Raw genomic sequence first — 25,941 nt, 5'->3', positions numbered from 1 at the left:
AGCATCCGATCACCTGGCGGAGCGGCGCGCGGGATACTGCGCGCACCATGCTTCGCTTCATCCCCGCCCTCGCGCTGGCACTCGCGCCGGCGCTGGCCGCCGCCCAGGCGGACGCGCCGAGCGCGCTGCCGCGCTGGGAGGCCGGCCTGGCCGCCGGCGGCGGCCGCATTCCCGACTACCCCGGCGCCGACCGCTCGCACTGGCGCGCGATCGCCGTGCCCTGGCTGGTGTACCGCGGCCCGGTGCTGCGCCTCGACGAGCGCGGCCTGCGCGGCCGCTTCGTCGACACCTCGCAGTGGGAGTTCGACCTGAGCGCCACCGCCGCCTTCAACACACGCAGCAACCCGCGCCGCGCCGGCATGCCCGAGCTCGACTACCTGTTCGGCATCGGCCCGCAACTGGTCTACAAGGGCTGGCAGGGCGCCGGCGGCGGCGGCGCCTCGGCGCACTTCAAGCTGCGCGCGATCGGCTCGACCGACTGGCGCCGCCTCGACTCGCGCGGCGCGACGGCGTCGGCCGAGCTGCGCTGGCGCGAGCCGGGCGTGATCGGCCCGGGTTCGATGCTGACGGCCTCGTTCGAGCCGACCTGGGCGAGCCGGCCGCTGCAGCGCTACTTCTACGAAGTGGACGCGAGCCAGGCCACCGCCGCGCGGCCGGCCTACGCGGCGCGCGCCGGCTACCTCGGCAGCGAGTTCGGCCTGTCGCTGCGGCAGCGTTTCTCGCGCGAGCTGTCGTGGTTCGTCGCCGGCCAGGTCAACGCGCTGCACGGCGCGGCCAACCGCGCCAGCCCGCTGCTGGCGGCCAAGACCAACGTCTCGATCGGCGCCGGCATCGTCTGGACGCCGTGGCGCAGCGGCGAGAGCGCCGATGGCAGTTAGCCGGCCGCGCGGCGGGCGCGCGGCCCGCGCCGCAGCGCGTACCACAGCGCCACCACGATGGTGCTGCCGAGCGTGAGCCAGGACAGCACGTCCCACACGCCGTCGCCGACCAGCGCCCCAACCAGCCCGACGGTGGCGAGCACGCCCAGCAGCAGCGGCACCGCGAAGACCTGCGCGAGCGTCTTCATCGCGCCGCCTGCGCCAGTTCGTCGAGCTCGGCGCCGTCCTCCACCGCGACCTGCACCGGCGCGACGCGGCGCCGCGCCAGCCACAGGTACAGGCCGCTGCCGAGCACGACGATGGTGATGAGGTCGAGCAGCGCCCAGATGATCTTCAGCGGCATGCCGCCGTAGTCGCCGAAGTGCAGCGGCTGCGACACCAGCAGCGCGTTGAGGTACCACGGCAGCGGCGGCGCGGCGGTGACCTCGGCGGTCTTCGCGTCCACCAGCACCGGCTGCAGCAGCCGCGAGGTCAGCGCCGTGGTGCCGCGCAGGAACACCGTGCTGTGGTGCGGGCTCGAGAACGCCGTGCCGGGAAAGGCGATGAACGCGAGCTTCATCTCCGGCCGCTGCGAGCGCGCCGCCTCGACCACGCGCTGCATCGGCGCGCGCTCGGCGTCGGCCACCAGCGGCTGGCCCTGGTAGGGCGCGAGCAGCGCGCTGACGTGGGTGAACTGCCAGTACTTGATCAGCAGGTCGGCCCAGGTGTTGATCATGCCGGTGGCGCCGACCACGAGCGCCCACACCAGCGTGACGATGCCCAGCAGGTTGTGCAGGTCCAGCCACTTGACGCGCGTGGAGCGTTCGCGCCGCACCGCGCCGAATTCCAGCTTGCGCATGAACGGCGCGTACAGCACCACGCCGCTGACCAGGGCCACCAGCAGCAGCAGGCCCATCAGCCCGAGGAAGAGCTTGCCCGCCAGCCCGGCGAACAGGTCGACGTGCAGCTTGAACATCACCCACATGAAGCCTTCGTCGAAACGCGGCTCGGCGAGCACGGCGCCGGTGCGCGCGTCGACGGCGACGGAGCGGAAGTCGTCGGTCGGCGCGGGCGTCGGCGTCAGCGTGACGAACCAGAGCCGGTCGTCGTCCTCCTCCTGGGAGGCGAACTGCACCACGCGCTCGGGATGGCGCGCGCGCGCCGCGGCCAGCACCGTGTCGAGGCTGGCATACGGCCCGCTGTGCACGATCTCCGGCGGCTCGACCTCGGTGCCGGTGAGGTGCCCGATCTCGTGGTGGAAGATCAGCGGCAGCCCGGTGATGCACAGCAGCAGCATGAAGACCGTGCAGACCAGGCTGGACCACTTGTGTACCCAGGCCCAGGTCTTGAAGCGGGAGGCGTTCATCGCGCGTCGGCGCCCGGGGCGCAAGAAAGGACGAGCGGCGGGGATGGCTGTTTCATGGCATGCGGCGCTGAAGGTGCGCACGCATTTTATTGCGAATGATTCTCAGAAACAACGGTCAGCGCACGACCCCGGGCCGCGGCGCGCCGGCCTCGTCCCACGCCGGGCCGTCGAACCAGGCGTCGCCGCTCAGGTAAGCCGCCAGCATGTCGAGCGAATCGAGGCCCCAGAACAGGCGGCCGTCGACCTCGATGGTGGGCACGCCGAACACGCCGCGCGCGAGCGCCTGCGCGGTCGCATCCCGCAGCGCCTGCTTGACGGCGTCGCCGTCCGGGTCGCGCGCCGGGGCCAGGCGGGTGCGCAGCTCGGCGAGGCGCCGCGCCTCGTTGGCGTCGGCGCCGCCGTGCCAGACGTGGTGCAGCACCTGCTCGCACTGCCAGCGGCTGGGCGTGGCGCCGTCGCGCGCGCAGGCGTGCAGCAGGCGCAGCAGCGCGAGCGGGTTGAAGGGGTGCTGCGCTGGCGTGTCGAGCGCGATGCCCAGGCGCCGCGCCTGCCAGGCCACGTGGCGGAAGGTCCAGGCGCGCTTGGGTTCGATCTCGGCCGGGCCCTTCTGCCCCCATTGCTTGAGCAAGCCGGCGAACAGGATGGGCCGGTAGTCGACGCGGTACGACAGGCCTTCGAGCGCGCGCGGCAGTTGCTCGAAGGCCAGGCAGGCATACGGCGACACCGGGTCGAACCAGAACTGCAAGGCCTTCATCGCGCGCCGCCTCCCGCCGCGGCGAGCGCCTCGCGGCGCTGCGCCAGCACCTGCCACACGGCGCGCTTGGCATCGTCGTCCATCACCGACCAGGCGGCGATCTCGGCTAGCGTGCGCAGGCAGCCTTCGCACCAGCCGCTGCGCGCGTCCATGCGGCAGACGCTGACGCAGGGCGAGGGCACGCCGCCGCTCGTGCCGTTCATGCCTGCGTCACGTCGGCCACCGGCGCGCCGGTCAGCGCTTCGAGCTGCGCCGGGCTGAGCGGGAACACGCCGTTCGGATGCCCGGCCGCGGCCCAGATCTCGCCGAAGCGGAACAGCTCGCGGTCGATCAGCGTCACCGGCGCGGCGGCGTGCGCGACCGGCGACACGCCACCGATCGTGAAGCCGGTGCGCGCCTTGACGAAGTCGGCGTCGGCGCGGCCCAGCGCGCCGACGATCGCCGCCACCTTCTTCTCGTCGACACGCTTGTCGCCCGAGGTGACGACCAGCACCGCCGCCTCGTCGGCCTTGCGCCGGAAGATCACGCTCTTGGCGATCTGGCCGACCTGCACGCCGAGCGCCTCGGCGGCCTCCTGCGAGGTGCGCGCCGACACCTCCAGCCAGCGCGGCGCGTGCGGATGGCCGCGCTCGGCCAGCGCACGCGCGACGCGCCGGAAGCCTTCCGGCCTGCCGCTCATATCGGTCGTATCGGTCATGTCGGTCATGTCGGTCATGTCGTTCGGCAGCGCGCTCATGCCGCCACCTTCTCGCGTTTGGCCAGCAGCGCCTTGCCGGCGCGCGACACCGGCGGCCGGCCCAGCACCTCGGAGATGAACGCGCCGGCGTCGACCAGCGCGTCGAGGGCGATGCCGGTGTCGATGCCCAGCCCGTCGAGCATGAACACCACGTCTTCGGTGGCGACGTTGCCGGTCGCGCCCCTGGCATACGGGCAGCCGCCCAGCCCGGCCACGCTGGCGTCGAAGGTGTGGATGCCCATCTCCAGGCAGGCGTAGATGTTGGCCAGCGCCTGGCCGTAGGTGTCGTGGAAATGGCCGCTCACCTCGGCCAGCGGGAAGTGCTTCAGCGCGCGCTCCATCGCCGCCTGCACGCGCCGCGGCGTGCCGACGCCTATGGTGTCGGCCACGCCGCAGTGGTCGACGCCGATGGCCTTCATCAGCCGCACCACGTGTTCCACCTCGTCGGGCGACACCTCGCCCTGGTAGGGGCAGCCGAGCGCGCAGGAGATCGCCGCGCGCACCTTCAGGCCGTGCCGGTGCGCCTGCTCGACCACGGGCGCGAAGCGCTGCACCGATTCGGCGATCGAGCAGTTGATGTTGCGCCGGCTGAAGGCCTCGCTGGCCGCGCCGAACACGACGATCTCGTCGGGCCGCGTCGGCAGCGCGGCTTCCAGGCCCTGCAGGTTGGGCGTCAGCACCGAGTAGCGCACGCCGGGCCGGCGTTCGATGGCGGCCATCACCTGCGTGTTGTCGGCCATCTGCGGCACCCACTTCGGGCTCACGAAGCTGGTGACCTCGATCTCGCGCAGGCCCGCCTGCTGCAGGCGATGCACCAGCTCGACCTTGTGCGCCGTGGCCACCGGCTGCTTCTCGTTCTGCAATCCGTCGCGCGGCCCCACGTCGACGATGCGGACAGTCGAAGGAATCATGAAAAAAGTCTCGTGCAAACAGCCGGGCTCACGTCGTTTTCCCCGCAGCTAGGGATGGCTGTAACGACTCTGACACATGAAGATACATCGACCAGCCCGGGGAACCACTCGTGAACACCAGCACCCGCCTCCGCCTCGCCACCCGCATCCATTTTGCGCTGCTGCGCCACTATGGCCACAAGGTGGAGATCGGCGACCTGATGAAGGCCGGCGGCGAGGTACGCGAGGCGATCTGGGTCTGCGAAGCCTCGGGCGACGCCGAACTGGCCGCGATGGCGCGCCAGTTGCGCGAAGCCGGCAACGCGCCGCAGACGCCCGGCCGCGTGCCGCAGGACACCGCCTGGGCCGACGACACCTCGGGCTTCGGCGTCTCGCGCCCGGTCGAATTCGAGCTCGACGGCGGCGAGCCGCCGCCGTCGAGCTGGCTCAAGCCGTCGACCTGGGCGCGCCGCGGCGGCGCGCCGCGGCAGGGCTGAGCCGCCCTCACGCGGCGGCCTCCAGCCGCAGCAGTTCCTCGCCTTCCAGCACCTGGTCGCCGACGGCGTAGAGCAGTTCGGTCACCGTGCCGTCGCGCGGCGCGGTGATGGTGTGCTCCATCTTCATTGCCTCCATCACCGCCAGCGGCTGGCCCTTCTTCACCGCGTCGCCGGCCTGGGCCAGCAGCGCGATCAGCTTGCCGGGCATGGGCGCCGACAGCCGCCCGCCATCGCCGGCCGCGTCGCCGGCATGGGCGATCGGGTCGACGATGTGCAGCGTCGCGCTCGCCTCCGGCGCGAACACCGCGAAGCGCTCGCCGACGGCGTGGACCGACAGCGTCCAGCGCCGTTCGCCCAGCGTCACGTCGTGCCGCGCGCCGCCGCGCGCGGCGCTGGCGAAGGGCCAGCTCGCCTCGGCGATCGACAGCAGCGTCTCGCCGCGGTGCGAGCGCAGCAGCCGCGCGACGTGGCGCTGGCCGGCGGTTTCGATGTCGAAGCGCCGGATCGCCGCGCCGTGCAGCCGCCAGCCGTCGCGGCGCGACCAGGGGTCGGCGTCCTCGCCGGCGCGCTCGCGCGCCAGTTCGTGCGCGACCACGCCGGCGGCGGCGACCTCCAGCGCCAGCGCCGGCGGGTCGAACAAGGCGCCGCGCTCGCGCTCGATCAGCGCGGTGTCCAGGTCGGCCTGCGCGAACGAGCGGCTCGCCGCCACGCGGCGCAGGAAGCCGACGTTGGTGTGCGGGCCGACGATGTGGGTGTGCGCCAGCGCCGCGTCCAGCCGCGCCAGCGCCTGCGCGCGGTCGGCGCCCCAGACGATCAGCTTGGCGATCATCGAGTCGTAGTGCGGCGAGATCGCGTCGCCCTCGCGCACGCCGGCGTCGATGCGCACCTCGGCGCGCTCGAACTGCGCCGCCCGCGGCGTGCGGTACACGTCGAGCGTGCCGGTGGCGGGCAGGAAGTTCGCGTCGGGGTTCTCGGCGCAGATGCGCGCCTCGATCGCGTGGCCGCGGATGCGCAGCTCGTCCTGCCTCAGCGGCAGCGGTTCGCCGGCGGCGACGCGCAACTGCCACTCCACCAGGTCGAGCCCGGTGATGGCCTCGGTGACCGGGTGCTCCACCTGCAGCCGCGTGTTCATCTCCATGAAGAAGAAGCGCAGCTCGCCGCCGGGCGCGGGCTCGGCGATGAACTCCACCGTGCCGGCGCCGACGTAGCCCACCGCCTTGGCCGCCGCCACCGCCGCCGCGCCCATCTCGCGCCGGCGCGCTTCGCTCAGGCCCGGCGCGGGCGCTTCCTCCAGCACCTTCTGGTGGCGCCGCTGCACCGAGCAGTCGCGCTCGAAGAGGTGGATGCAGTTCCCGTGCGCGTCGCCGAACACCTGGATCTCGATGTGGCGCGGGCGCGTGACATAACGCTCGATCAGCACGGCGTCGTCGCCGAAGCTGGCGCGCGCCTCGCGCTGGCAGGAGGCGAGCGCGGCGTCGAACTCCGAGGCCTGCGCGACGATGCGCATGCCCTTGCCGCCGCCGCCCGCGCTGGCCTTGATCAGCACCGGGTAGCCGATGCGCCCGGCCTCGCGCGCGAGCAGCGCCGGGTCCTGGTCGGCGCCGTGGTAACCCGGCACCAGCGGCACGCCGGCCTTCTCCATCAACTGCTTGGATTCGGCCTTCAGCCCCATCGCCTTGATCGCCGCCGGCGGCGGGCCGATGAAGACGAGGCCGGCGTCGGCGCAGGCCTGCGCGAACTCCTCGTTCTCGCTGAGGAAGCCGTAGCCCGGATGCACCGCCTGCGCGCCGGTGGCGCGCGCCGCCTCGAGGATGCGCTCGGCGCGCAGGTAGCTGTCGCGCGGCGCGTTGCCGCCGATGCGCACCGCCTCGTCGCAGGCGGCGACGTGCTTGGCGTTCGCGTCGGCGTCGGAGTAGACGGCCACGGTGCGCACACCCAGGCGGCGCGCGGTGGCGGCGACGCGGCAGGCGATCTCACCGCGGTTGGCGATCAGGATCTTGCTGAACATGGCAGCCTCAGGTCGTGGGCTGGCCGCCACGCAGCCAGCCCGAAGCGCGGCGCGCGAGCGCACGCAGGAATTTTGCGAACACGACGATCGCGACGATCGCGGCGACCAGGGCGACGAACAGCACGACGGCCAGCAGCACCGGGTGCGTCCACGACAGCCACAGCGCCGCCGGCACGAAGGCATCGCCGGCCAGCGACAGGCCGAGGTTCGAGAACGGCTCGGGCGAGGTGTTGGCCGCCGCGCGCGTGGTCGCCTTCGCGACGTGGCTGGTGGCGGCCAGCGTGCCGCCCAGCAGCGCCGCGGCCATCGCCCAGGTGCCCTGGTCGGCGCCGAACACCGAGGCGGCCAGCGCCGCGCCGGCCGGCACGCGCACCACGGTGTGGATCACGTCCCACAGCGAGTCGACGCCGGGGATCTTGTCGGCGAAGAACTCCACGAACAGCATGAAGCCGCTCGCGCCGAGCAGCGCCGGATGCTGCAGAACCTTCAGCCCGGCCGGCAGCTCGACCCAGCCGAGGTAGCCGGCGATGCCGGTGAGGAAGACCACCAGGTACAGCCGCATGCCGCTGGCCCAGCCGAGCGCGGCGGCGATGGCCAGGAGCTGGGGCGTGTCGAGGGCTTGTATCGCGTTCATGTTTCAACCCAGCCAGTTCGGTGCACGTTTTGCGAGGAAGGACTGCACGCCCTCGCGCCCCTCGTCGCTGGCGCGGATGTCGGCGATGCGCCGCGCGGTGTCGGCGCGCAGTTCGGGCGTGATGGCGCGGCCGGCCACGTCCTGCACCAGCCGCTTGCAGGCGCGCGCCGCCATCGGCCCGTTGGCCACCAGCGCGGCGACCACCTCGTCGACCTTGGCATCGAGCGCCTCGGGCGCCACCAGTTCGTGCACGAAGCCCGCCGCGTGCGCCTGCGCCGCGCTGAAGCGCTCGGCGGTGACGAACCAGCGGCGCGCCGCCTGCTCGCCCATCGCCTTGACGACATAAGGCCCGATGGTCGCCGGCAGCAGGCCGAGCCGCGCTTCGCTGAGGCAGAAGTGCGCGCCCTCGGCGGCGACCAGCACGTCGCACACCGCGGCCAGGCCCAGGCCGCCGGCGTAGCAGTCGCCCTGCACGCGGCCGACCACCGGCACCGGGCAGGTGTACAGCGTCCACAGCATGTCGGCCAGCGCCTGCGCGTCGACGCGGTTGCGCTCCCAGTCGTAGCCGGCCATCGCGCGCATCCAGTTCAGGTCGGCGCCGGCGCAGAAGGCCTTGCCGTGGGCGCCGAGCACGATGCAGCGCAGCGTGGCGTCGGCGGCCAGCGCGGCGAACACCTGCGTCAGCTCGGCGATCACGCCGTCGTTGAAGGCGTTGCGCACCTCGGGGCGGTTGAGGAACACGCGCGCCACCGCGCCGCTGCGTTGCACGTCGAGCGTGGTCGTGGTCATCGAGGCCTCACATGCGGAAGACGCCGAACCTGGCGTCCGGGATGGGCGCGTTCAGGCTCGCGCTGATCGCCAGCGCCAGCACGCGGCGCGTGTCGGCCGGGTCGATCACGCCGTCGTCCCACAGCCGCGCGCTGGCGTAGTACGGATGCGCCTGGGTGGCGAACTGGTCGAGGATGGGCTGCTTGAAATCCGCCTCCTCCTGCGCCGACCAGGTGCCGCCCCTGGCCTCGATGCCGTCGCGCCGGACGGTGGCCAGCACGCTGGCCGCCTGCTCGCCGCCCATCACCGAGATGCGCGCGTTCGGCCACATCCACAGCAGGCGCGGCGAGTAGGCGCGGCCGCACATGCCGTAGTTGCCGGCGCCGAAGCTGCCGCCGATGATGACGGTGAACTTCGGCACGTTGACGGTCGACACCGCGGTGACCATCTTCGCGCCGTGCTTGGCGATGCCTTCGCTCTCGTACTTGCGCCCGACCATGAAGCCGGTGATGTTCTGCAGGAACACCAGCGGGATCTTGCGCTGGCCGCACAGCTCGATGAAGTGCGCGCCCTTCAGCGCGCTCTCGCTGAACAGCACGCCGTTGTTGGCGACGATGCCCACCGGCATGCCCTCGATGTGCGCGAAGCCGCACACCAGCGTGGTGCCGTAACGCGCCTTGAACTCGTCGAATTCGGAGGCGTCGACGATGCGCGCGATGATCTCGCGCACGTCGAAGGGCTTGCGCGGGTCGGCCGGGATGACGCCGTGCAGCTCGGCCGCGTCGAACAGCGGCGCGCGCGGCTGTATCAGCCGCTGCTCGTGCGTCTTGCGCCAGTTCAGGTTGGCCACCGCGGCGCGCGCCAGCGCCAGCGCATGGGTGTCGTTGCTCGCCAGGTGGTCGGCCACGCCCGACAGACGCGTGTGCACGTCGCCGCCGCCGAGGTCCTCGGCGCTGACCACCTCGCCGATCGCCGCCTTCACCAGCGGCGGGCCGGCGAGGAAGATCGTGCCCTGGTCCTTGACGATGATCGACTCGTCGCTCATCGCCGGCATGTAGGCGCCGCCGGCCGTGCACGAGCCCATCACCACCGCGATCTGCGGGATGCCCTGCGCGCTCATGTTGGCCTGGTTGAAGAAGATGCGGCCGAAGTGCTCGCGGTCGGGGAACACCTCGTCCTGGTTCGGCAGGTTGGCGCCGCCCGAATCCACCAGGTAGATGCACGGCAGGCGGTTCTGCGCCGCGATCTCCTGCGCGCGCAGGTGCTTCTTCACCGTCATCGGGAAGTAGGTGCCGCCCTTCACGGTGGCGTCGTTGCACACCACCATGCAGTCGACGCCGCTGACCCGCCCGATGCCGGCGATCAGCCCGGCGCCCGGCGCGGCGTCGGCGCCGCCCTTCTCCTTGTACATGTTCAGCGCGGCCAGCGGCGCCACTTCGAGGAAGGGCGTGTCGGGGTCGAGCAGCATCTCGACGCGCTCGCGCGGCAGCAGCTTGCCGCGCGCCACGTGCTTGGCGCGCGCCGCCTCGCCGCCGCCCTGGGCGATCCGCGCGAGCCTGGCGTTCAGGTCGTCGACCAGCGCGCGCATCGCCGCGGCGTTGGCCTTGAAGTCCTCGGAACGGGGGCTGAGCTGGGAGGCGAGGACGGGCATGGGGTCTCCGTGGTTCTTCTGCGCCGGGCCGCGGCGGTGCCGAGGCCGATTGTGCAAGCGGCGAGCTTACGCGCGCAGGCGCCGCCCGGGCTGCCAACGAGGTTGCAAATCGTGCCTCTCTGCGCGAGACTGGCGCGATGCCCGCTCCTCGCCCCGCCGCGCCCGCGGCGCCGCGCCCGGCCGTCACGCCGATGGCCTTCGTTCGCTTGATGGTGCGTGCCTGCGAACAGCGCGGGCTGGATCCGTCCGCGGCGCTGCGCGAGGCACAAATCACGCCAGCCGCTTTGCGCCGCGCCGACGCCCGCATCAGCGCCGCGCAGATGGAGACGATCTCCGGCCTGGCGATGCAGCAGCTCGACGACGAGGCGCTCGGCTGGTTCTCGCGCCGCCTGCCCTGGGGCAGCTACGGCATGCTGTGCCGCGCGTCGATCACCTCGCCGCGGCTCGGCCTCGCGCTGCGGCGCTGGTGCCGCCACCACCGCCTGCTGACCGAGGACATCGTGCTGCACCTGGCCGCCGACGGCGCCGGCGCGCGGCTGTGGATCGAGGAGCGGCGCGAGCTCGGCGAGATGCGCGAGTTCTGCTGCGTGACGCTGCTGCGCTACGTGCACGGCTTCGCCTGCTGGGCTATCGACTCGCGCATCCCGCTGCGCGAGGTGCACTTCCCGCTCGCCGCGCCGCGCCACCACGACGCCTACCCGGCGATGTTCCCGGGACCCGTGCACTTCGGCATGCCGCACGCCGGCCTGGTGTTCGACGCCGCCTACCTGGCGCTGCCGCTGCGCCGCGACGAACGTGCGCTGCAGGCGATGCTGCAGCGCGCGCTGCCGCTGACGGTGCGGCAGTACCGCCGCGACCGCCTGCTGGCGCAGCGCGTGCGCGAGGCGCTGCGCGCCGACACCGCGCTGCTCACCGACGCGGCCGCGGTCGCCGCGGCGCTGAACGTGTCGGCGCGCACGCTGCACCGCCAGCTCCGCGACGAGGGCTGCTCGCTGCAGCAACTCAAGGACGAAGCCCGCCACGCGCGTGCGCTGGAGCTGCTCGAGCGCAGCCGCCGGCCGGTCAAGCAGATCGCCGCGGCGGTGGGCTTTCGCAACGAGAAGAGTTTCGCGCGCGCGTTCGCCGGCTGGACGGGCATGCCGCCGAGCGCATGGCGCGACGCGGCTCGCCGGCCCTGAGCCGCTGTGCGGAAGTGCCGGAAAGCGCCCCGCATCGGTGCATCGACCTATGCTGAAATGAAACTTTCCATCGATGCCCACGGGCGACGCGGAGATGAAGACCATGACTCGACTGGCCGCCCTGCTGCTCGGCCTGCTGCTCGGGTCGGCGGCGACAGCCGCCGACCGCGAATACACGCTCGCGATCAGCGAAGGCACGTCCGGCGGGCTGGACCACGGCCGCGTCATCGCCAAGTACGGCCCGCTCGCCGAGGTGATCGGCCGGGCGGTGAAGCGCAAGGTCAACGTCGTCTTCGCGCGCGAGTTCGCGGCGCTGGAAGACGGCATGCGCAGCGGCCGCTTCGACCTCGCGATGGCTCGGCCGAGCGACTACCCGGCGCGCGCCGTGCGCGACCACGGCTACCAGTACGTCGCCACCGCCAGCCCCGAGGGCCAATGCCTGATCCTCGTGCCGCAGGCCTCGCCGCTGAAGACCATCGCCGACGCGCGCGGCAAGCGCTGGGTGCTGCCCGAGAAGGTGTCGTACATGTCGCGCTTCTGCAGCGCCGAGCTGCGCGACCAGGGCATCGTGATCGACAAGGAGTCGGTGCAGTTCGTGCGCGAGCAGGGCGCGGTGAACTTCTACCTCGGCAACAACTTCTCGGACGTGGGCGGCGTCGCCTCGTACTCGGGCGCGGCCAAGTCGGCCGAGAAGTCGGGGCTGCGCATCCTGCACCGCAGCGTGCCGCAGCCCTACTTCCCGCTGGTGGCCGGACCCAAGATGACGGCCGAGCAGGTCAAGGCGATCCAGGCCGAGCTGGCCGTGCTCGGGCAGAGCGACGCGGGGCGCGCCGTGCTGTCCAGCATCGGCATCCAGGGCTTCGACCTCGGCACCGGCACGCGCCTGCAGGCGCTGCTCGGCTGGCTGGGCACCTGAGGGCGCGCGGCGTCGCTCAGAACGGCCCCTTCTCCAGCCAGCGTTCGATCTGCGGCCGGCGGTCGTTGCCCCAGAAGGGCTCGCCGTCGACGACGAAGAAGGGCGCGCCGAACACACCGGCGGCGATGGCCGCTTCGTTCTCGCCCTTCAGGCGCAGCTTCCAGGCCGGGTCGTTCCACACCGCTTCCGCGGCGTCGGCATCGAGCCCGTCGAGGCCGACATCGTCGGCCAGCGCGCGCAGTTGCGCCGCGTCGCTCAGGTCGACGCCGCGCGCGAAGTAGGCGCGCAGGCAGTGGCGCGCCCACCGGCGGGCGCGCTCGGCATCCGCGTCGGCCAGCCACCAGAACACGCGCGCGGCGTTCTGCGTCGGGATCGGGAACTTCGGCGACATCTTCAGCGGCACGCCGGCGAAGCGCGCCGAGCGCTCGAAGTCGCGCAGCGAGTACTCGCGCTTGATCGGGTACGACACCGGGCTCTTCAGCTCGGCCGCCTGGAAGGTGGCGCCGAGCAGGATGGCCTTCCAGTTCACCGTGCGGCCGTGGCGCGCGGCGAGCGCGTCGACCCATTCGGAGGCGATGTACGAATAGGGCGACGAGAAGTCGAAATAGAAGTCGATCGGGCGGGTCAGGACGGTCATGGCCCCAGCCTAGCGCGGCGCTTGCGGCTTGTCATGCGGGCAACAACCCGGGCGGCGCTAGCATCGGCCGCATGGGGTCGTCGCTCGCCATCGTGGTGCTCGCGCTGGCCGTCGCGGTCGCGCTGCGGCCCTGGCGCGCGCTGCGCGGCGCGCAACTGCTGCACCCCTGGTTCGCCTGCATCGTGCTGCTGCCCTGGGTGTGGGCGGCGCAGCGCTTCATGCCGGCCGGCGTGGCGGTGCAGTTGAGCGGCGCCTGCCTGATGGTGCTGATGCTGGGCTGGCCGCTGGCGGTGCTGAGCCTGGCGCCTATCGCCGCGCTGGGCGCGTGGCTGGGCGGCATCGGCGGGGCACAGGCGCTCGACCACCTGGCCTGGAACGGCATCGTCACCGCGACGCTCGCGCTGGGCATCGGCCTGGCGACGCGGCGCTGGCTGCCCCCGCACCCCTTCGTCTTCATCCTCGGCCGCGGCTTCCTCGCCACCGCGCTGGCGGTGGTGAGCGCCGGCGCGCTGTCGACGCTGGCCGCGCCGCCGCCCGAGAGCACCGAGCTCGGCACGGTGCTGCTGGGCCACTGGCTGATGGCCTGGGGCGAGGCCTTCGCCACCGGCATGCTGGTGGCGATCTTCGTCGCCTTCAGGCCCGAGTGGCTGGCGACGTGGTCGGACGAGCGCTATCTGAAGGACAGCTAGCCGCGGGCCGAGCGCCGGGCCGCCCCAAGCCGGCCCGCATCCCCGCGGGTGATCGTCCGACGTACTCGTCGGACGAGGGGCCAACAATCAACCCCGCCAGAACTGTGGCGTGAACAGCACCAGCACCGCCAGCAGCTCCAGCCGCCCGAGCAGCATCCCGAAGGTGCACACCCAGGTCTGGAAGTCGCTCAGCCCGCCGTAGTTGACCGCCGGGCCGACGTCGCCCAGCCCCGGGCCGATGTTGTTGACGCAGGCCACCACCGCGGTGAAGGCGGTCACGACGTCCAGGCCGCTGAACAGCAGCAGCATCGTCAGCGCCACCAGCGCGGCGCCGTAGACCATCATGTAGGCGATCACGCTGTGCATCACGCGCGGGCTCACCGCCGTGCTGCCGATCAGCACCGGGTTGACGACGTTCGGGTGCACGATGCGCACCAGCTCGCGGTACGACTGCTTGAGCAGCAGGATCATGCGCATCATCTTGATGCCGCCGCCGGTCGAGCCGGCGCAGGTGGCGAAGCAGCCCAGCAGGATCATCAGCAGCGGCGCGAACAGCGGCCAGCGCGCGTAGTCGTGCGTGGCGTAGCCGGTGGTGGTGGCGATCGAGATCACGTGGAAGGCCGTCACCCGCAGCGACTCCGGGAAACTCGGGTAGACCTGGTTGAACGTCAGGTACAGCGAGATCAGCGCGATGCTCGCGAGCACGACGCCGTAGAACGCGCGCACCTCGACGTTGGCCCACAGCACGCGCAGCGAGCGCTGCCGCCAGGCGACGAAGTACAGCGCGAAGCTGACGCCCGAGATCATCATGAAGACCATCGCCGTCGCCTCGATGCGCGGCGAGTTCCAGTGGCCGAAGCTCCTGTCGTGCGACGAGAAGCCGCCCAGCCCCATCGTCGAGCACATGTGCATGAAGGCGTCGGCCCAGTTCATGCCGGCCCAGTGGTAGGCGAGGAAGCAGGCCGCCGAGACGCAGAAGTACACCGTCCACAGCCCGCGCGCGGTCTCGGCGATGCGCGGCGTCAGCTTGGCGTCCTTCATCGGGCCCGCGGTCTCGGCCTTGAAGAGCTGCGCGCCGCCGACGCCCAGCATCGGCAGGATGGCCACCGCCAGCACGATGATGCCCAGGCCGCCGATCAGCATCATGAAGCAGCGCCAGACGTTGACCGACAGCGGCAGCGCGTCCAGGCCGCTGAGCACGGTGGCGCCGGTGGCGGTGAAGCCCGACATCGCCTCGAAGTAGGCGTCGGTGACCGACAGCCCCGGCATCGCGAACAGCAGCGGCAGCGCGCCGAAGGCCGGCAGCGTCACCCAGGTCAGGCCGACCAGCACGAAGCCGTCGCGCGGCTGCAGCTCGCGGCGGAAGCGCCGCGTCGCCAGGCTCATCGCCACGCCGCAGCAGAAGGTGATCATGGTGGCGGCGAAGAAGGCGCCCTCGGCCGGGTCGTGCTCGGACAGCGCGAACAGCATCGGCACCAGCATCAGCAGCGCGAACAGCACCACCATGCGGCCGACCAGCGCGACGACGGCGAGCGGGAATGTCATCTCAGCGGCGCCCGGCCGCGCGAAGCCGCTGAGCGCCCCCTCGGGGGGCTGCGAGCGCAAGCGAGCTTGGGGGCTTCATCAAAACAGGAAGGTGGCGCCGACCTGGAACAGCTTCTCGATCTCGCGCACCAGGCGCTTCCTCGGCACGAACACGATCACGTGGTCGTCGCTCTCGATCACGGTGTCGTGGTGCGGGATGATGACCTGCCGGCCGGCGCCCGGCTCGGCGCCGTCGCGCACGATGGCGCCGATCTGCGAGCCCTCGGGCAGCGGCAGCTCGTCGATGCGCCGGCCCACCACCTTGCTCGACTTGCGGTCGCCGTGCGCCACCGCCTCCAGCGCCTCGGCGGCGCCGCGGCGCAGGCTGTACACCGCCTCCACGTCGCCGCGCCGCACGTGGGCGAGCAGCTCGCCGATCACCGTCTGCGCCGGCGACAGCGCGACGTCGATCTGCGTGCCCTGCACCAGGTCGGCGTAGGCGCGCCGGTTGATCAGCGCCAGCACGCGGCGCGCGCCCATGCGCTTGGCGAGCAGGCAGCTCATGATGTTGTCCTCGTCGTCGCTGGTCAGCGCGAGGAACAGGTCGGTGTCCTGCACGTTCTCGGTCTCGAGCAGTTCCTCGTCGGTGCTGTCGCCGTGCAGCACCAGCGCGTCGCCGGCGATCTGCGTGGTCAGGTACTCGCAGCGCGCCAGGTTGGCCTCGACCAGCTTGAGCCGGCACTCGTGCTGGATCTCGCGCGCCAGGCGCAGGCCGATGCGGCCGCCGCCGGCGATCATCACGCGCCGCACCGGCTCGTCGCGGCGGCGCAGCGCGTCGAGCACGCGCCGGATGTCGCGCGTGGCGGCGAGCACGAACACCTCGTCGCCCGGCTCGATGCGCGTCGTGCCCTCGCAGCTCACCTGCCGGTCGACACCCAGCTCATCGCTGCGGTAGATGGCGACGAAGCGCATCTCGACGCCCGGCACGAGCTGCGGCAGTTCGCTGATCGCGTGGCGCACCATCGGCCCGCCGCCGACCGCGCGCACCGCGATCAGGCTGACAGCGCCCTCGGCGAACTCCAGCACCTGCAAGGCCTCGGGGTACTCGATCAGCTTGCGGATGTAGCGCGTGATCGATTCCTCCGGGCAGATCACCTGGTCGACCGCGAAGCCCTGGTCGCCCATCAGCGGGTTCTCGTGCTGGAACTCCGGCGAGCGCAGCCGCGCGATCGTGGTCGGGATGTTGAACACCTCGTGCGCCACCTTGCAGCACACCAGGTTGGTCTCGTCCATCGGCGCGCAGGCGATCAGCATGTCGGCATCCCTGGCGCCGGCGGCCTCCAGCACCGAGGGCTGGATGCCGTTGCCGGGCACGCCGCGCAGGTCGAGCCGGTCTTCCAGCTCGCGCAGGCGCTGCGGGTCGGTGTCGATCACCGTGATGTCGTTCTTCTCCGACACCAGGTTCTCGGCCACGCTCTCGCCGACGCGGCCGGCGCCGAGGATGATGATGTTCATGCCGGCCTCACCCGAGCGCCCTGCCGATCAGGATCTTCTGCACGTCGGAGGTGCCTTCGTAGATCTGGCAGACGCGCACGTCGCGGTAGATGCGCTCGAGCGGGAAGTCGCTGACGTAGCCGTAGCCGCCCAGCGTCTGGATCGCCGCGCTGCACACGCGCTCGGCCATCTCGCTGGCGTTGAGCTTGGCCATCGCGGCTTCGGTCAGGCAGGGCCGGCCGGCGTCCTTCAGGCTCGCGGCGTGGTGGATCAACTGGCGCGCCGCCTCGATCTGCGTGGCCATCTCGGCGAGGCGGAACTGCACCGCCTGGTGCTCGAAGATCGGCCGGCCGAAGGCGACGCGCTCCTTCGAGTACGCCAGCGCCGCCTCGAAGGCCGCGCGCGCCATGCCCACGCTCTGCGCGGCGATGCCGATGCGCCCGCCTTCCAGGCCCGACAGCGCGATCTTCAGGCCCTGGCCTTCGTCGCCGATCCGGTTCGCGGCCGGCACGCGGCAGTTCTCGAACACGATCTGCGCGGTGTCGCTGCTGTGCTGGCCCATCTTGTCCTCGAGCCGCGCGACGAGGTAGCCGGGCGCGCCGGTGGGCACCAGGAAGGCGCTGATGCCTCTCTTGCCTGCGCTCTTGTCGGTGACGGCCATCACGATCGCCACATCGCCGTTTTGGCCGCTGGTGATGAACTGCTTGACGCCGTTGAGCAGGTAGTGGTCGCCGTCTTTCGTCGCCGTGGTCTTCAGGCCATCGGCCTGCGAGCCGACGTGCGGCTCGGTCAGGCAGAAGGCGCCGAGCATCTCGCCGCGCGCCAGCGGCGCGAGCCACTGCGCCTTCTGCGCCTCGCTGCCCCAGGCCGTCAGGATGGAGCACACCGGGCAGTTGTTGACGCTGACCACGGTGGAGGTGCCGCCGTCGCCGGCGGCGATCTCCTCGAGGATCAGCGCCAGCGCCAGGTAGTCCAGCCCGGCGCCGCCGTGTTCGGGCGGCACCGCGACGCCGTAGCAGCCCAGCGCCGCCAGGCCCTTCAGCGCGGCGGCGGGGAAGTGGTGCTCCTTGTCCCAGCGCGCCGCGTGCGGCGCGATCTGTTCCTGCACGAAGGCGCGCACCGCCTCCTGCACCGCGCGGTGCTCGTCGCTCAACAGCATCGGTGTGTCCTCACCACGGGATGGGGCTGCCGTCGTAGTTCAGGAAGCAGCCGTTGTCCTGCGCCGCGAGGCCGGCGATCACGCGGCGCATGCCGGCCACGCTCTGCTCGGCGCTGATGTCGGCATTCGCGCCGCCCATGTCGGTGCGCACCCAGCCGGGGTGGAAGGCGACGCAGACCGCCTTGCCGGCCCACTCGATGGCGATGTCCTTCAGCACCGAGTTGGCCGCCGCCTTGGAGGCGCGGTAGAGCCAGCAGCTCGTCGCGTTGCGCGCGCCCATCGAACCCATCTTCGACGAGATCAGCGCCAGCCTCGCGCCCGGCGCCAGCACCTCGGCCAGCGGCGGCAGCACGCGCATCGGCGCCAGCACGTTGGCGTGCATGGTGTGGTCGAAGTCGGCGTCGGTGGGCGGCTCCAGCCCGCTCTGGCGCTGCAGCACGCCGGCCACGTTGACGATCACGTCGAAGGCCGCGCCGTCGAGCTGCCAGGCCAGGCGCGAGACGCTCTCGGCGCTGGTCACGTCGAGCGCGATCGCCGTGGCGCCCTGCGCGCGCAGCGCGGCCAGCGCGTCGTCGCCGCGCGCGGTGGCCGTCACCTGCCAGCCGTCGGCGCGGTACTGGCGCACGAACTCGGCGCCGATGCCGCGCGAGGCGCCGATGATCAATGCATGGCTCACAGCAGCTCGACCGCCAGCGCGGTCGCCTCGCCGCCGCCGATGCACAGCGCCGCCATGCCCTTCTTCCTGCCCAGCGTGCGCAGCGCGCCCAGCAGCGTGACGACGATGCGCGCGCCGGAGGCGCCGATCGGGTGGCCGAGCGCGCAGGCGCCGCCGTGCACGTTGACGATCTCGTGCGGCAGCTCGAACTCGGCCATCGCCGCCATGGTCACCGCGGCGAAGGCTTCGTTGACTTCCCAGAGATCGACGTCCTTGGCGGTCCAGCCGGCCTTCTTCAAGGCCTTGTCGATCGCGCCCACCGGCGCGGTGGTGAACCACTCCGGCGCCTGCGCGTGCACGGCGTGCGAGACGATGCGCGCGACCGGCGTCGCGCCCAGGCGCTTCGCGGTCGACTCGCGCATCAGCACCAGCGCCGCGGCGCCGTCGGAGATGCTCGACGAGGTCGCGGCGGTGATCGCGCCGTCTTTCTTGAACGCCGGCTTCAGGCCGGGGATCTTGTCGAGCTTGGCCTTGAAGGGCTGCTCGTCGAACCTGACCACGGTGTCGCCGCCCTTGCCGGGCAGCGTGACCGGCGCGATCTCCCACGCGAAGCTGCCGTCTTCATTGGCCTTCTTGCTGCGCTCGGTGGACTGGATGGCGAAGCGGTCCATCGCCTCGCGCGTGAAGCCGTACTTGCCGACGCACTGTTCGGCGAACACGCCCATCGCCTTGCCGCGCTCGTAGGCGTCTTCCAGGCCGTCGAGCGCCATGTGGTCGTACACGGCCGACGCGCCGTACTTGATGCCCTTGCGCGCGAACATCAGGTGCGGCGCGTTGGTCATGCTCTCCATGCCGCCGGCGACCATCACGCTGGCGCTGCCGGCGGCCAGCATGTCGTGCGCGAACATCATCGCGCGCATGCCCGAGCCGCACATCTTGGACATCGTCACGGCGCCGGTCGAGTCGGGCAGGCCGGCGCGGCGCATCGCCTGGCGCGCCGGCGCCTGGCCCTGGCCGGCCATCAGGCAGTTGCCGAACAGCACCTCGTCGACGGCGTCGCCCGGCACGCCGGCGCGCTCGACCGCGGCCTTGATCGCCACCGCGCCCAGCTCCCAGGCGGCGAGGCTGGCGAAGTCGCCCAGCAGGCCGCCGATCGGCGTGCGGGCGGCGGAGACGATGACGATGGGGTCGGACATGGCTTGCTCCTGTGGATGTCGCGGGGGTGTCGGGTTCGGATGTCGGCTTCTTCAGATGCCGGCAGCGGCGGCTTCCGCCTCGCTGCGGCGGTGGCGGCGGAAGCGCTTGTCCTGATCGTAGGGGAACACGTCGTGCACGTGCCCGGCGCCGATGCGCTCCTTGTGGCCCTGCCAGAAGGCCACGTCGAGCAGGTCGGCGTGGTGCTTCATGAACACCTCGCGCACGCGCGTGTCGCCGAGCAGGAAGGGGCCGAAGGTCTCGGGGAACACGTCGCGCGGCCCGACGTGGTACCAGACCTCGCCCGACATCTCCTCCTCCTCGGTGCGCGGCGTGGGCACGCGGCGGAAGTTGCAGTCGGTGAGGTACTCGATCTCGTCGTAGTCGTAGAACACCACCTTGCCGTGGCGCGTGACGCCGAAGTTCTTCCACAGCATGTCGCCGGGGAAGATGTTGGCGCGCACCAGGTCCTTGATCGCGTTGCCGTACTCCACCACGGCGTGCTCGAGCTGGTGCGCGTTGGCTTCCTGGAGGTAGATGTTCAGCGGGATCATGCGCCGCTCGATGTAGAGGTGGCGGATCACCAGCGTGTCGCCGTCCTCCTCGATCAGGCTGGGGCAAAAGTGCTTCAGCTCGGCGACCAGCGCGGGCTCGAAGCGCGCGCGCGGGAAGGCGACGTTGCTGTACTCCAGCGTGTCGGCCATGCGCCCGACGCGGTCGTGCGTCTTCACCAGCCGGTACTTGCTCTGGATCAGCTCGCGCGAGGTCTCCTTGGGCGCCGGGTAGAAGTCCTTGATGACCTTGAAGACGTAGGGATAGCTCGGCAGGTCGAACACCAGCATCACCATGCCCTTGATGCCCGGCGCGATGCGAAAGCGGTCGCTGCTGTGCTTCAGGTGGTAGAGGAAGTCGCGGTAGAAGAGGTTCTTGCCCTGCTTCTGCAGGCCGATCGCGTTGTACAGCTCGCTCTTGGGCTTGCGCGGCATCATCGAGCGCAGGAACTGCACGCAGGCCGAGGGCACCTCCATGTCGACCATGAAGTAGGCGCGCGCGAAGCTGAACAGCATCAGCAGGTCGTCCTCGCCGAACAGCGCCGCGTCGATCGCGAGCTGGCCGCGCGGCGTGTACAGGATCGGCAGCGCGAACGGCATCTCGTTGAAGCCGTTGATGATCTTGCCGACCGCGTAGGCGCCCTTGTTGCGGTAGAAAAGCGAGGACAGCACCTGCAACTGGAAATTGGCGCGCATGCGGAACTCGCCCAGCCGCGCCAGCACGGCGGCCAGCACGTGGTCGACGTCGCGGCCCAGGTCCTCGAACTCGCGCTGGAGCTGGAAGTTGTCGATCACGCGCAGCAGCGTGTCGCGCAGCGTGTCCTTGGTCGGGTAGTAGGCGCGGTAGGTCGGCAGCGAGGCCGGCTCGTCGTTCTCGATGTATTCCGTGCTGACCGCCGGGCGCACGAAGATGAAGTCGTTGTTGAAGTAGCTGCGGTGCAGGATCTTGGTCGTCACCGAATTGAAGAAGGTCTCGGCCAGCTCGGGCTGGTGGTGGTCGATCAGCAGCCCGATGTAGTGCAGCTTGACCTGCTGCCACACGTCCATCTCCAGGCTGCCGGCCTGGAACTCGGTCTGCAATCGCTCGGCGGCCTCCTCGACGCGCTTGTCGTAGAACTCGATGCGCTCGCGCTGCGCGCGCTGCTGGGCATGCCAGTCGGCCTGCTCGAAGCGGCGCTTGGCCAGCGCGCTGGTCTCGCGGAACAGCCGGTAGTGGCGGTTGAAGCCTTCGAGCAGCGCCTGGGCGATGTCGAAGCTGCGCGAATCGGTGAGGCGGGTCGGGAGCATCGCGGGGGGCCGTTCAGGGTTTGCCGTTCTTGCGCAGCGCGTCGTAGCGCGTCTTGATCGCGCCCAGCGCCAGGCCGTAGGCGGCGGCCACGTCGGCCCCCTGGCTGGCGGTCATCTTCAGGTCGTCGATCAGGCCGTTGTGCAGCCCGTACACCCAGCCGTGCACCACCACCGACTGGCCGCGCGCCCAGGCGTCCTGCACCACGGTGGATTCGCACACGTTGAGCGACTGCTCGAGCACGTTCAGCTCGCACAGCGCCTTGTGCGCCAGCGTCTCGTCGTCGATGCCGTCGAGCCAGGTGCGGTGCTTGTGGCGCACGTCGTGCACGTGGCGTATCCAGTTGTCGGCCAGGCCGATGCGGCGGTTCTGCAGCGCCGCCAGCACGCCGCCGCAGCCGTAGTGGCCGACCACCATGATGTGCCGGACCTTCAGCATGTCGATGGCGAACTGGATCACCGACAGCGCGTTGAGGTCGGAGTGCACCACCACGTTGGCCACGTTGCGGTGCACGAACACGTCGCCCGGCAGCAGGCCGAGGATCTCGTTGGCCGGCACGCGGCTGTCGGCGCAGCCGATCCACAGGTACTGCGGCGCCTGCTGCGCCAGCAGCCGGGTGAAGAAACCCGGGCTGCGGCGCTCGGTCTCGGCGGCCCAGCGGCGGTTGCCCTCGAACAGATCTTCCAGAGAATCGTTCATGCGGCCAGTTTACGCAGGCTGGCCGCGCCCGCATTCACTGCAGGATGCGCCCGCCCTCGCCGAACATCGCGAAGTCGACGTAGCGCGAGCCGGGCCGGTCGGCGGCGCTGAAGTCGAGCAGGTAGCCGCCCACGTCGATCGAGCGCGCCGCGGCGAGCGCCGCGGTCACGCCGGCCGGCGTCAGGTTGGCCGTGCCTTCCAGCACCTTGACCAGCGCCTTGGCGGCGATGAAGCCCTCGATCGAGCGCGCCGAGAGGTTGGCGTCCCTGGAGGCCTCGCGCAGTTGCAGGTACTCGCGCACCACCGCGCGGTTGGTCTGCTGCGCCAGCGGCAGCACCACCGAGAAGGCATAACCGCGCGAGCGCTCCGGGCCGAGCGCCTTGTACAGCGCGTCGGTGTCGATGATGGACATGCCGTACAGCGTGCCCAGCCCGCCGGCGCCGGCGTACTGCTTGACGAACTCGATGCCCGCCGCGGTGGTGGCGCCGAGGAACACCACCTGCACCCGGGCGGCCACCATGTCGGCCACCGCCTTCTCCACCGCCACGGTGTTGCGCGGGTAGCCGCTGCGCACGGCCAGCTCGATGCCGTGCTTGCGCGCCGCCGCTTCCGCGCCGGTCAGCACGTCGCGGCCCAGGCCGTCGTCCTGGTAGACCAGGCCGACGCGCCTGACGCCCACGCCGGCGAGCTGGCTGAACAGGCGCCCCACCTCGTCGTGGTAGCTCGCCTTGACGATGTGCATGCCCTGCGCCTGCGCCACCGAGGCCGCGCCCGACACCGCGCCGATCATCGAGACGCGCTGCTGCACGAGCACGCCGTCCTTGGCCAGCGCGTCGAGGTTGGTGGTGCCCACCGTGCCGATCATCGCCAGCGGCGCCTCGGCGGCGATCAGCTCGCGCGTCAGGCGCACGCTCTCCTCGGGCTTCTGCGCGTCGTCGCGCGTCACCAGCCGAATCGGGCGGCCGCGCACGCCGCCGCGCGCATTGACCGCGTCGAAGTAGAGCTTGGCGCCGGCATGGATCGCCTTGCCGGTGATGGCCTGCGGGCCGCTGAAAGGCGCCACCTGGCCGATGACGATGGGAGGCGCGGCAACCGCCGGCACGGCGGCGGCCAGGCATGCGGCCGCCGCGAAGGTCCAGAGCTTCATGAGCGTTTTCCGTGGTGCGCTCGTGGCGCGGATGGGAGCGCATCATAGAAGCAATCAAGGGTTAACCCTCACATCGTTTCGGCAAACAGTTCACGGCCGATCAGCATGCGTCGGATCTCGCTGGTGCCGGCGCCGATCTCGTACAGCTTGGCGTCGCGCCACAGCCGGCCGAGCGGGTAGTCGTTGATGTAGCCGTTGCCGCCGAAGAGCTGGATGCCCTCGCCGGCCATCCAGGTGGCCTTCTCGGCGCACCACAGGATCACGCTGGCGCAGTCCTTGCGCACCTGGCGCACGTGCTCGGCGCCGAGCATGTCGAGGTTCTTGCCGATCGTGTAGCAGAAGGCGCGGCCGGCCTGCAGCACGGTGTACATGTCGGCCAGCTTGCCCTGCACGAGCTGGAACTCGCCGATGCTCTGGCCGAACTGCTTGCGCTCGTGCACGTAGGGCACCACGTTGTCCATCACCGCCTGCATGATGCCGATCGGCCCGGCGGCGAGCACCGCGCGCTCGTAGTCCAGCCCCGACATCAGCACCTTGGCGCCGCCGTTGAGCGTGCCGAGGATGTTGGCCGCCGGCACCTCGACGTTGTCGAACACCAGCTCGCCGGTGTGCGAGCCGCGCATGCCGAGCTTGTCGAGCTTCTGCGCGATCGAGAAGCCGGGCATCCCGCGCTCGATCAGGAAGGCGGTGACGCCGCGCGCGCCCAGCTCGGGCTCGGTCTTGGCGTAGACCACCAGCGTGTCGGCGTCGGGGCCGTTGGTGATCCACATCTTGCTGCCGTTGAGCAGGTAGTGGCCGTCCTTCTCCTGCGCCTTGAGCTTCATGCTGATCACGTCGGAGCCGGCGCCCGGCTCGCTCATCGCCAGCGCGCCGACGTGCTCGCCGCTGATCAGCTTCGGCAGATACTTCCTCTTCTGCGCCTCGCTGCCGTTGCGCTTGATCTGGTTGACGCACAGGTTGCTGTGCGCGCCGTAGGACAGGCCCACCGAGGCCGAGGCGCGGCTGATCTCCTCCATCGCGATCATGTGCGCGAGGTAGCCCATGCCGGCGCCGCCGTATTCCTCCGGCACGGTGATGCCGAGCACGCCCAGGTCGCCCATCCTGCGCCACAGCTCCATCGGGAACTGGTCGCTGCGGTCGATCTCGGCGGCGCGCGGCGCGATCTCGGCCTCGGCGAAAGCGCGCACCGCGTCGCGCAGCGCATCGATGTCGTCGCCGAGCTGGAAATTCAGGCCTGGAAGGTCCATGGTGTCTCGTCTCCTGGCTTGACGTTTACGTAAACGTTAAATCATAGCGGAAGCCCCTACACTTTCGCCGCCACCCACCGGTGGCGGACAACAAGACAAACCCGAACCCGAGGAGACAAGCGATGAGCCTGATTCCGCACTGGCGCGAGGTCGCCGCCACGCCCGGCAGCGTGGTGGCGCCCGACGAGCGCCTGCCCTGGCCGCAGACCGCCGCGATGGGCGTGCAGCACGTGATCGCGATGTTCGGCGCCACCGTGCTGGCGCCGCTGCTGATGGGGTTCGACCCGAACCTCGCGATCCTGATGAGCGGCATCGGCACGTTGATCTTCTTCGTGCTGGTGGGCGGCCAGGTGCCGAGCTACCTGGGCTCGAGCTTCGCCTTCATCGGCGTGGTGATCGCCGCCACCGGCTACGCCGGCCCGGGGCCGAACGCCAACCTCGGCGTGGCGCTGGGCGGCATCATCGCCTGCGGCGCGTTCTACGCGCTGATCGGCCTGGTGGTGATGGGCATCGGCACGCGCTGGGTCGAGGCGCTGATGCCGCCGGTGGTGACCGGCGCGGTGGTGGCGGTGATCGGCCTGAACCTCGCCGGCATCCCGGTGAAGAACATGGCGCCCACCGGCTTCGACGCCTGGATGCAGGCGCTGACCTTCGTCTGCGTCGGTCTGGTGGCGGTGTTCACCGGCGGCATGACGCAGCGCCTGCTGATCCTGGTCGGCCTGCTCGCGGCCAGCGTGGTCTACGCCATCCTCACCAACGGCCTGGGCCTGGGCAAGCCGATCGACTTCTCGGGCATCGCCAACGCCGCGTGGTTCGGCGCGCCGAAGTTCGCCGCGCCGGTGTTCGACGGCAAGGCGATGCTGCTGATCGCGCCGGTGGCGATCATCCTGGTGGCCGAGAACCTCGGCCACATCAAGGCGGTCAGCGCGATGACCGGGCGCGACCTCGACCGCTACATGGGCCGCGCCTTCGTCGGCGACGGCATCGCGACGATGGTCTCGGGCGCCTCCGGCGGCACCGGCGTGACCACCTACGCCGAGAACATCGGCGTGATGGCGGCCACCCGGATCTACTCGACGGCGATGTTCGTCGTCGCCGCGGCGATCGCCATCCTGCTCGGCTTCAGCCCCAAGTTCGGCGCGCTGATCCAGGCCATCCCGCTGGCGGTGATGGGCGGCGTGTCGATCGTGGTGTTCGGCCTGATCGCGGTGGCCGGCGCGAAGATCTGGGTCGACAACCGCGTCGACTTCTCGAACAACGCCAACCTGATCGTCGCCGCGGTGACGCTGGTGCTGGGCACGGGCGACTTCACGCTGCGCTTCGGCGACTTCGCGCTCGGCGGCATCGGCACCGCGACCTTCGGTGCCATCCTGCTGCACGCGCTGCTGAAGCGGCGCGGCTGAAG

General features: G+C 71.1%; 26 protein-coding genes. 6 read left to right on the top strand and 20 right to left on the bottom strand.

Features of this window, described 5'->3' with window-relative positions:
• The first annotated feature begins 47 nt into the window (after positions 1–47).
• Positions 48–878, top strand: coding sequence for a MipA/OmpV family protein (locus tag QM792_RS04300; protein ID WP_415147965.1), 831 nt, complete (start codon positions 48–50; stop codon positions 876–878).
• Here QM792_RS04300 and QM792_RS04295 read toward each other — a convergent pair.
• The 6 genes from QM792_RS04295 to QM792_RS04270 form a co-directional block, all read right to left on the bottom strand.
• Positions 875–1,066, bottom strand: a complete 192-nt coding sequence (locus QM792_RS04295) for a hypothetical protein (RefSeq protein WP_415147964.1) — start codon at positions 1,064–1,066, stop codon at positions 875–877. The two genes, QM792_RS04300 and QM792_RS04295, sit on opposite strands and share 4 nt — an antisense overlap.
• Positions 1,063–2,223 carry a PepSY-associated TM helix domain-containing protein gene (locus tag QM792_RS04290; protein WP_415147963.1) on the bottom strand — a complete coding sequence of 387 codons (1,161 nt, stop codon included), beginning with the start codon at positions 2,221–2,223 and terminating at the stop codon, positions 1,063–1,065. The genes QM792_RS04295 and QM792_RS04290 overlap by 4 nt, the downstream gene beginning before the upstream one ends.
• 115 nt (positions 2,224–2,338) lie before the next feature.
• The gene (locus QM792_RS04285) at positions 2,339–2,977 is read right to left on the bottom strand and encodes a 2-hydroxychromene-2-carboxylate isomerase (RefSeq protein ID WP_415147962.1); all 639 of its coding nucleotides are present in this window, start codon (positions 2,975–2,977) and stop codon (positions 2,339–2,341) included.
• Positions 2,974–3,180 (bottom strand): DUF1289 domain-containing protein, encoded by a 207-nt coding sequence (locus QM792_RS04280; protein WP_415147961.1) that lies wholly within the window; start codon positions 3,178–3,180, stop codon positions 2,974–2,976. Before QM792_RS04280 ends, QM792_RS04285 begins: the two co-directional genes overlap by 4 nt.
• Positions 3,177–3,656 (bottom strand): YbaK/EbsC family protein, encoded by a 480-nt coding sequence (locus QM792_RS04275; protein ID WP_415151579.1) that lies wholly within the window; start codon positions 3,654–3,656, stop codon positions 3,177–3,179. Before QM792_RS04275 ends, QM792_RS04280 begins: the two co-directional genes overlap by 4 nt.
• A gap of 53 nt (positions 3,657–3,709) precedes the next feature.
• Positions 3,710–4,624 (bottom strand): hydroxymethylglutaryl-CoA lyase, encoded by a 915-nt coding sequence (locus QM792_RS04270; protein WP_415147960.1) that lies wholly within the window; start codon positions 4,622–4,624, stop codon positions 3,710–3,712.
• A 110-nt stretch (positions 4,625–4,734) separates the two neighbouring features.
• Between QM792_RS04270 and QM792_RS04265 the strand changes: the two genes are divergently transcribed.
• Positions 4,735–5,100, top strand: coding sequence for a hypothetical protein (locus tag QM792_RS04265; RefSeq protein ID WP_415147959.1), 366 nt, complete (start codon positions 4,735–4,737; stop codon positions 5,098–5,100).
• Between the two features lie 7 nt (positions 5,101–5,107).
• Here the strand turns inward: QM792_RS04265 and QM792_RS04260 are convergent, their stop codons facing one another.
• Genes QM792_RS04260 through QM792_RS04245 form a run of 4 tightly spaced genes read right to left on the bottom strand, consistent with a single transcriptional unit; the run spans position 5,108 to position 10,161 of the window.
• Positions 5,108–7,108, bottom strand: a complete 2,001-nt coding sequence (locus QM792_RS04260) for a biotin carboxylase N-terminal domain-containing protein (protein ID WP_415147958.1) — start codon at positions 7,106–7,108, stop codon at positions 5,108–5,110.
• 7 nt (positions 7,109–7,115) lie between these two features.
• Complete coding sequence (locus QM792_RS04255) at positions 7,116–7,733, bottom strand: DUF4126 domain-containing protein (RefSeq protein WP_415151578.1); 618 nt, start codon at positions 7,731–7,733, stop codon at positions 7,116–7,118.
• Between the two features lie 12 nt (positions 7,734–7,745).
• Positions 7,746–8,531 carry an enoyl-CoA hydratase/isomerase family protein gene (locus QM792_RS04250; protein WP_415147957.1) on the bottom strand — a complete coding sequence of 262 codons (786 nt, stop codon included), beginning with the start codon at positions 8,529–8,531 and terminating at the stop codon, positions 7,746–7,748.
• Positions 8,532–8,538: 7 nt separating this feature from the next.
• The gene (locus tag QM792_RS04245) at positions 8,539–10,161 is read right to left on the bottom strand and encodes a carboxyl transferase domain-containing protein (RefSeq protein WP_415147956.1); all 1,623 of its coding nucleotides are present in this window, start codon (positions 10,159–10,161) and stop codon (positions 8,539–8,541) included.
• Positions 10,162–10,298: 137 nt separating this feature from the next.
• Here QM792_RS04245 and QM792_RS04240 point away from each other — a divergent pair, with 137 nt between their 5' ends.
• Together QM792_RS04240 and QM792_RS04235 are read left to right on the top strand one after the other, a co-directional pair.
• Positions 10,299–11,339 carry an AraC family transcriptional regulator gene (locus QM792_RS04240; RefSeq protein ID WP_415147955.1) on the top strand — a complete coding sequence of 347 codons (1,041 nt, stop codon included), beginning with the start codon at positions 10,299–10,301 and terminating at the stop codon, positions 11,337–11,339.
• A 103-nt stretch (positions 11,340–11,442) separates the two neighbouring features.
• The gene (locus QM792_RS04235) at positions 11,443–12,255 is read left to right on the top strand and encodes a phosphate/phosphite/phosphonate ABC transporter substrate-binding protein (RefSeq protein WP_415147954.1); all 813 of its coding nucleotides are present in this window, start codon (positions 11,443–11,445) and stop codon (positions 12,253–12,255) included.
• A gap of 16 nt (positions 12,256–12,271) precedes the next feature.
• Here QM792_RS04235 and QM792_RS04230 read toward each other — a convergent pair whose 3' ends face one another.
• Complete coding sequence (locus QM792_RS04230) at positions 12,272–12,892, bottom strand: 2-hydroxychromene-2-carboxylate isomerase (protein ID WP_415147953.1); 621 nt, start codon at positions 12,890–12,892, stop codon at positions 12,272–12,274.
• 71 nt (positions 12,893–12,963) lie between these two features.
• On the opposite strand from QM792_RS04230, the gene QM792_RS04225 reads away from it, so the two are divergent.
• Positions 12,964–13,581, top strand: a complete 618-nt coding sequence (locus QM792_RS04225; RefSeq protein ID WP_415147952.1) for an energy-coupling factor ABC transporter permease — start codon at positions 12,964–12,966, stop codon at positions 13,579–13,581.
• Positions 13,582–13,668: 87 nt separating this feature from the next.
• Here QM792_RS04225 and QM792_RS04220 read toward each other — a convergent pair whose 3' ends face one another.
• From QM792_RS04220 to QM792_RS04180, 9 genes are all read right to left on the bottom strand, one after another.
• On the bottom strand, positions 13,669–15,126 hold the full coding sequence (locus tag QM792_RS04220; RefSeq protein ID WP_415147951.1) for a TrkH family potassium uptake protein: 1,458 nt from the start codon (positions 15,124–15,126) through the stop codon (positions 13,669–13,671).
• 78 nt (positions 15,127–15,204) lie between these two features.
• Positions 15,205–16,620: a Trk system potassium transporter TrkA gene (gene trkA, locus QM792_RS04215; RefSeq protein WP_415147950.1), complete on the bottom strand. Its 1,416-nt coding sequence runs from the start codon at positions 16,618–16,620 to the stop codon at positions 15,205–15,207.
• A gap of 7 nt (positions 16,621–16,627) precedes the next feature.
• Positions 16,628–17,758 (bottom strand): acyl-CoA dehydrogenase family protein, encoded by a 1,131-nt coding sequence (locus QM792_RS04210; RefSeq protein WP_415147949.1) that lies wholly within the window; start codon positions 17,756–17,758, stop codon positions 16,628–16,630.
• A gap of 10 nt (positions 17,759–17,768) precedes the next feature.
• On the bottom strand, positions 17,769–18,434 hold the full coding sequence (locus tag QM792_RS04205) for an SDR family oxidoreductase (RefSeq protein WP_415147948.1): 666 nt from the start codon (positions 18,432–18,434) through the stop codon (positions 17,769–17,771).
• On the bottom strand, positions 18,431–19,609 hold the full coding sequence (locus tag QM792_RS04200; RefSeq protein WP_415147947.1) for an acetyl-CoA C-acyltransferase: 1,179 nt from the start codon (positions 19,607–19,609) through the stop codon (positions 18,431–18,433). Before QM792_RS04200 ends, QM792_RS04205 begins: the two co-directional genes overlap by 4 nt.
• Positions 19,610–19,660: 51 nt before the next feature.
• Complete coding sequence (aceK, locus tag QM792_RS04195; protein ID WP_415147946.1) at positions 19,661–21,445, bottom strand: bifunctional isocitrate dehydrogenase kinase/phosphatase; 1,785 nt, start codon at positions 21,443–21,445, stop codon at positions 19,661–19,663.
• A gap of 13 nt (positions 21,446–21,458) precedes the next feature.
• The gene (gene can / locus QM792_RS04190; protein WP_415147945.1) at positions 21,459–22,142 is read right to left on the bottom strand and encodes a carbonate dehydratase; all 684 of its coding nucleotides are present in this window, start codon (positions 22,140–22,142) and stop codon (positions 21,459–21,461) included.
• Positions 22,143–22,176: 34 nt separating this feature from the next.
• Positions 22,177–23,289, bottom strand: a complete 1,113-nt coding sequence (locus tag QM792_RS04185) for an ABC transporter substrate-binding protein (RefSeq protein ID WP_415147944.1) — start codon at positions 23,287–23,289, stop codon at positions 22,177–22,179.
• 68 nt (positions 23,290–23,357) lie between these two features.
• The gene (locus tag QM792_RS04180; RefSeq protein WP_415147943.1) at positions 23,358–24,536 is read right to left on the bottom strand and encodes an isovaleryl-CoA dehydrogenase; all 1,179 of its coding nucleotides are present in this window, start codon (positions 24,534–24,536) and stop codon (positions 23,358–23,360) included.
• Between the two features lie 122 nt (positions 24,537–24,658).
• Between QM792_RS04180 and QM792_RS04175 the strand changes: the two genes are divergently transcribed.
• The gene (locus QM792_RS04175) at positions 24,659–25,939 is read left to right on the top strand and encodes a solute carrier family 23 protein (RefSeq protein WP_415147942.1); all 1,281 of its coding nucleotides are present in this window, start codon (positions 24,659–24,661) and stop codon (positions 25,937–25,939) included.
• Positions 25,940–25,941: the final 2 nt, after the last annotated feature.

It is taken from the genome of Piscinibacter sp. (assembly GCF_047600445.1).
Taxonomy (GTDB): domain Bacteria; phylum Pseudomonadota; class Gammaproteobacteria; order Burkholderiales; family Burkholderiaceae_C; genus Piscinibacter.
This window is presented reverse-complemented; position numbering and strand designations above follow the sequence as displayed.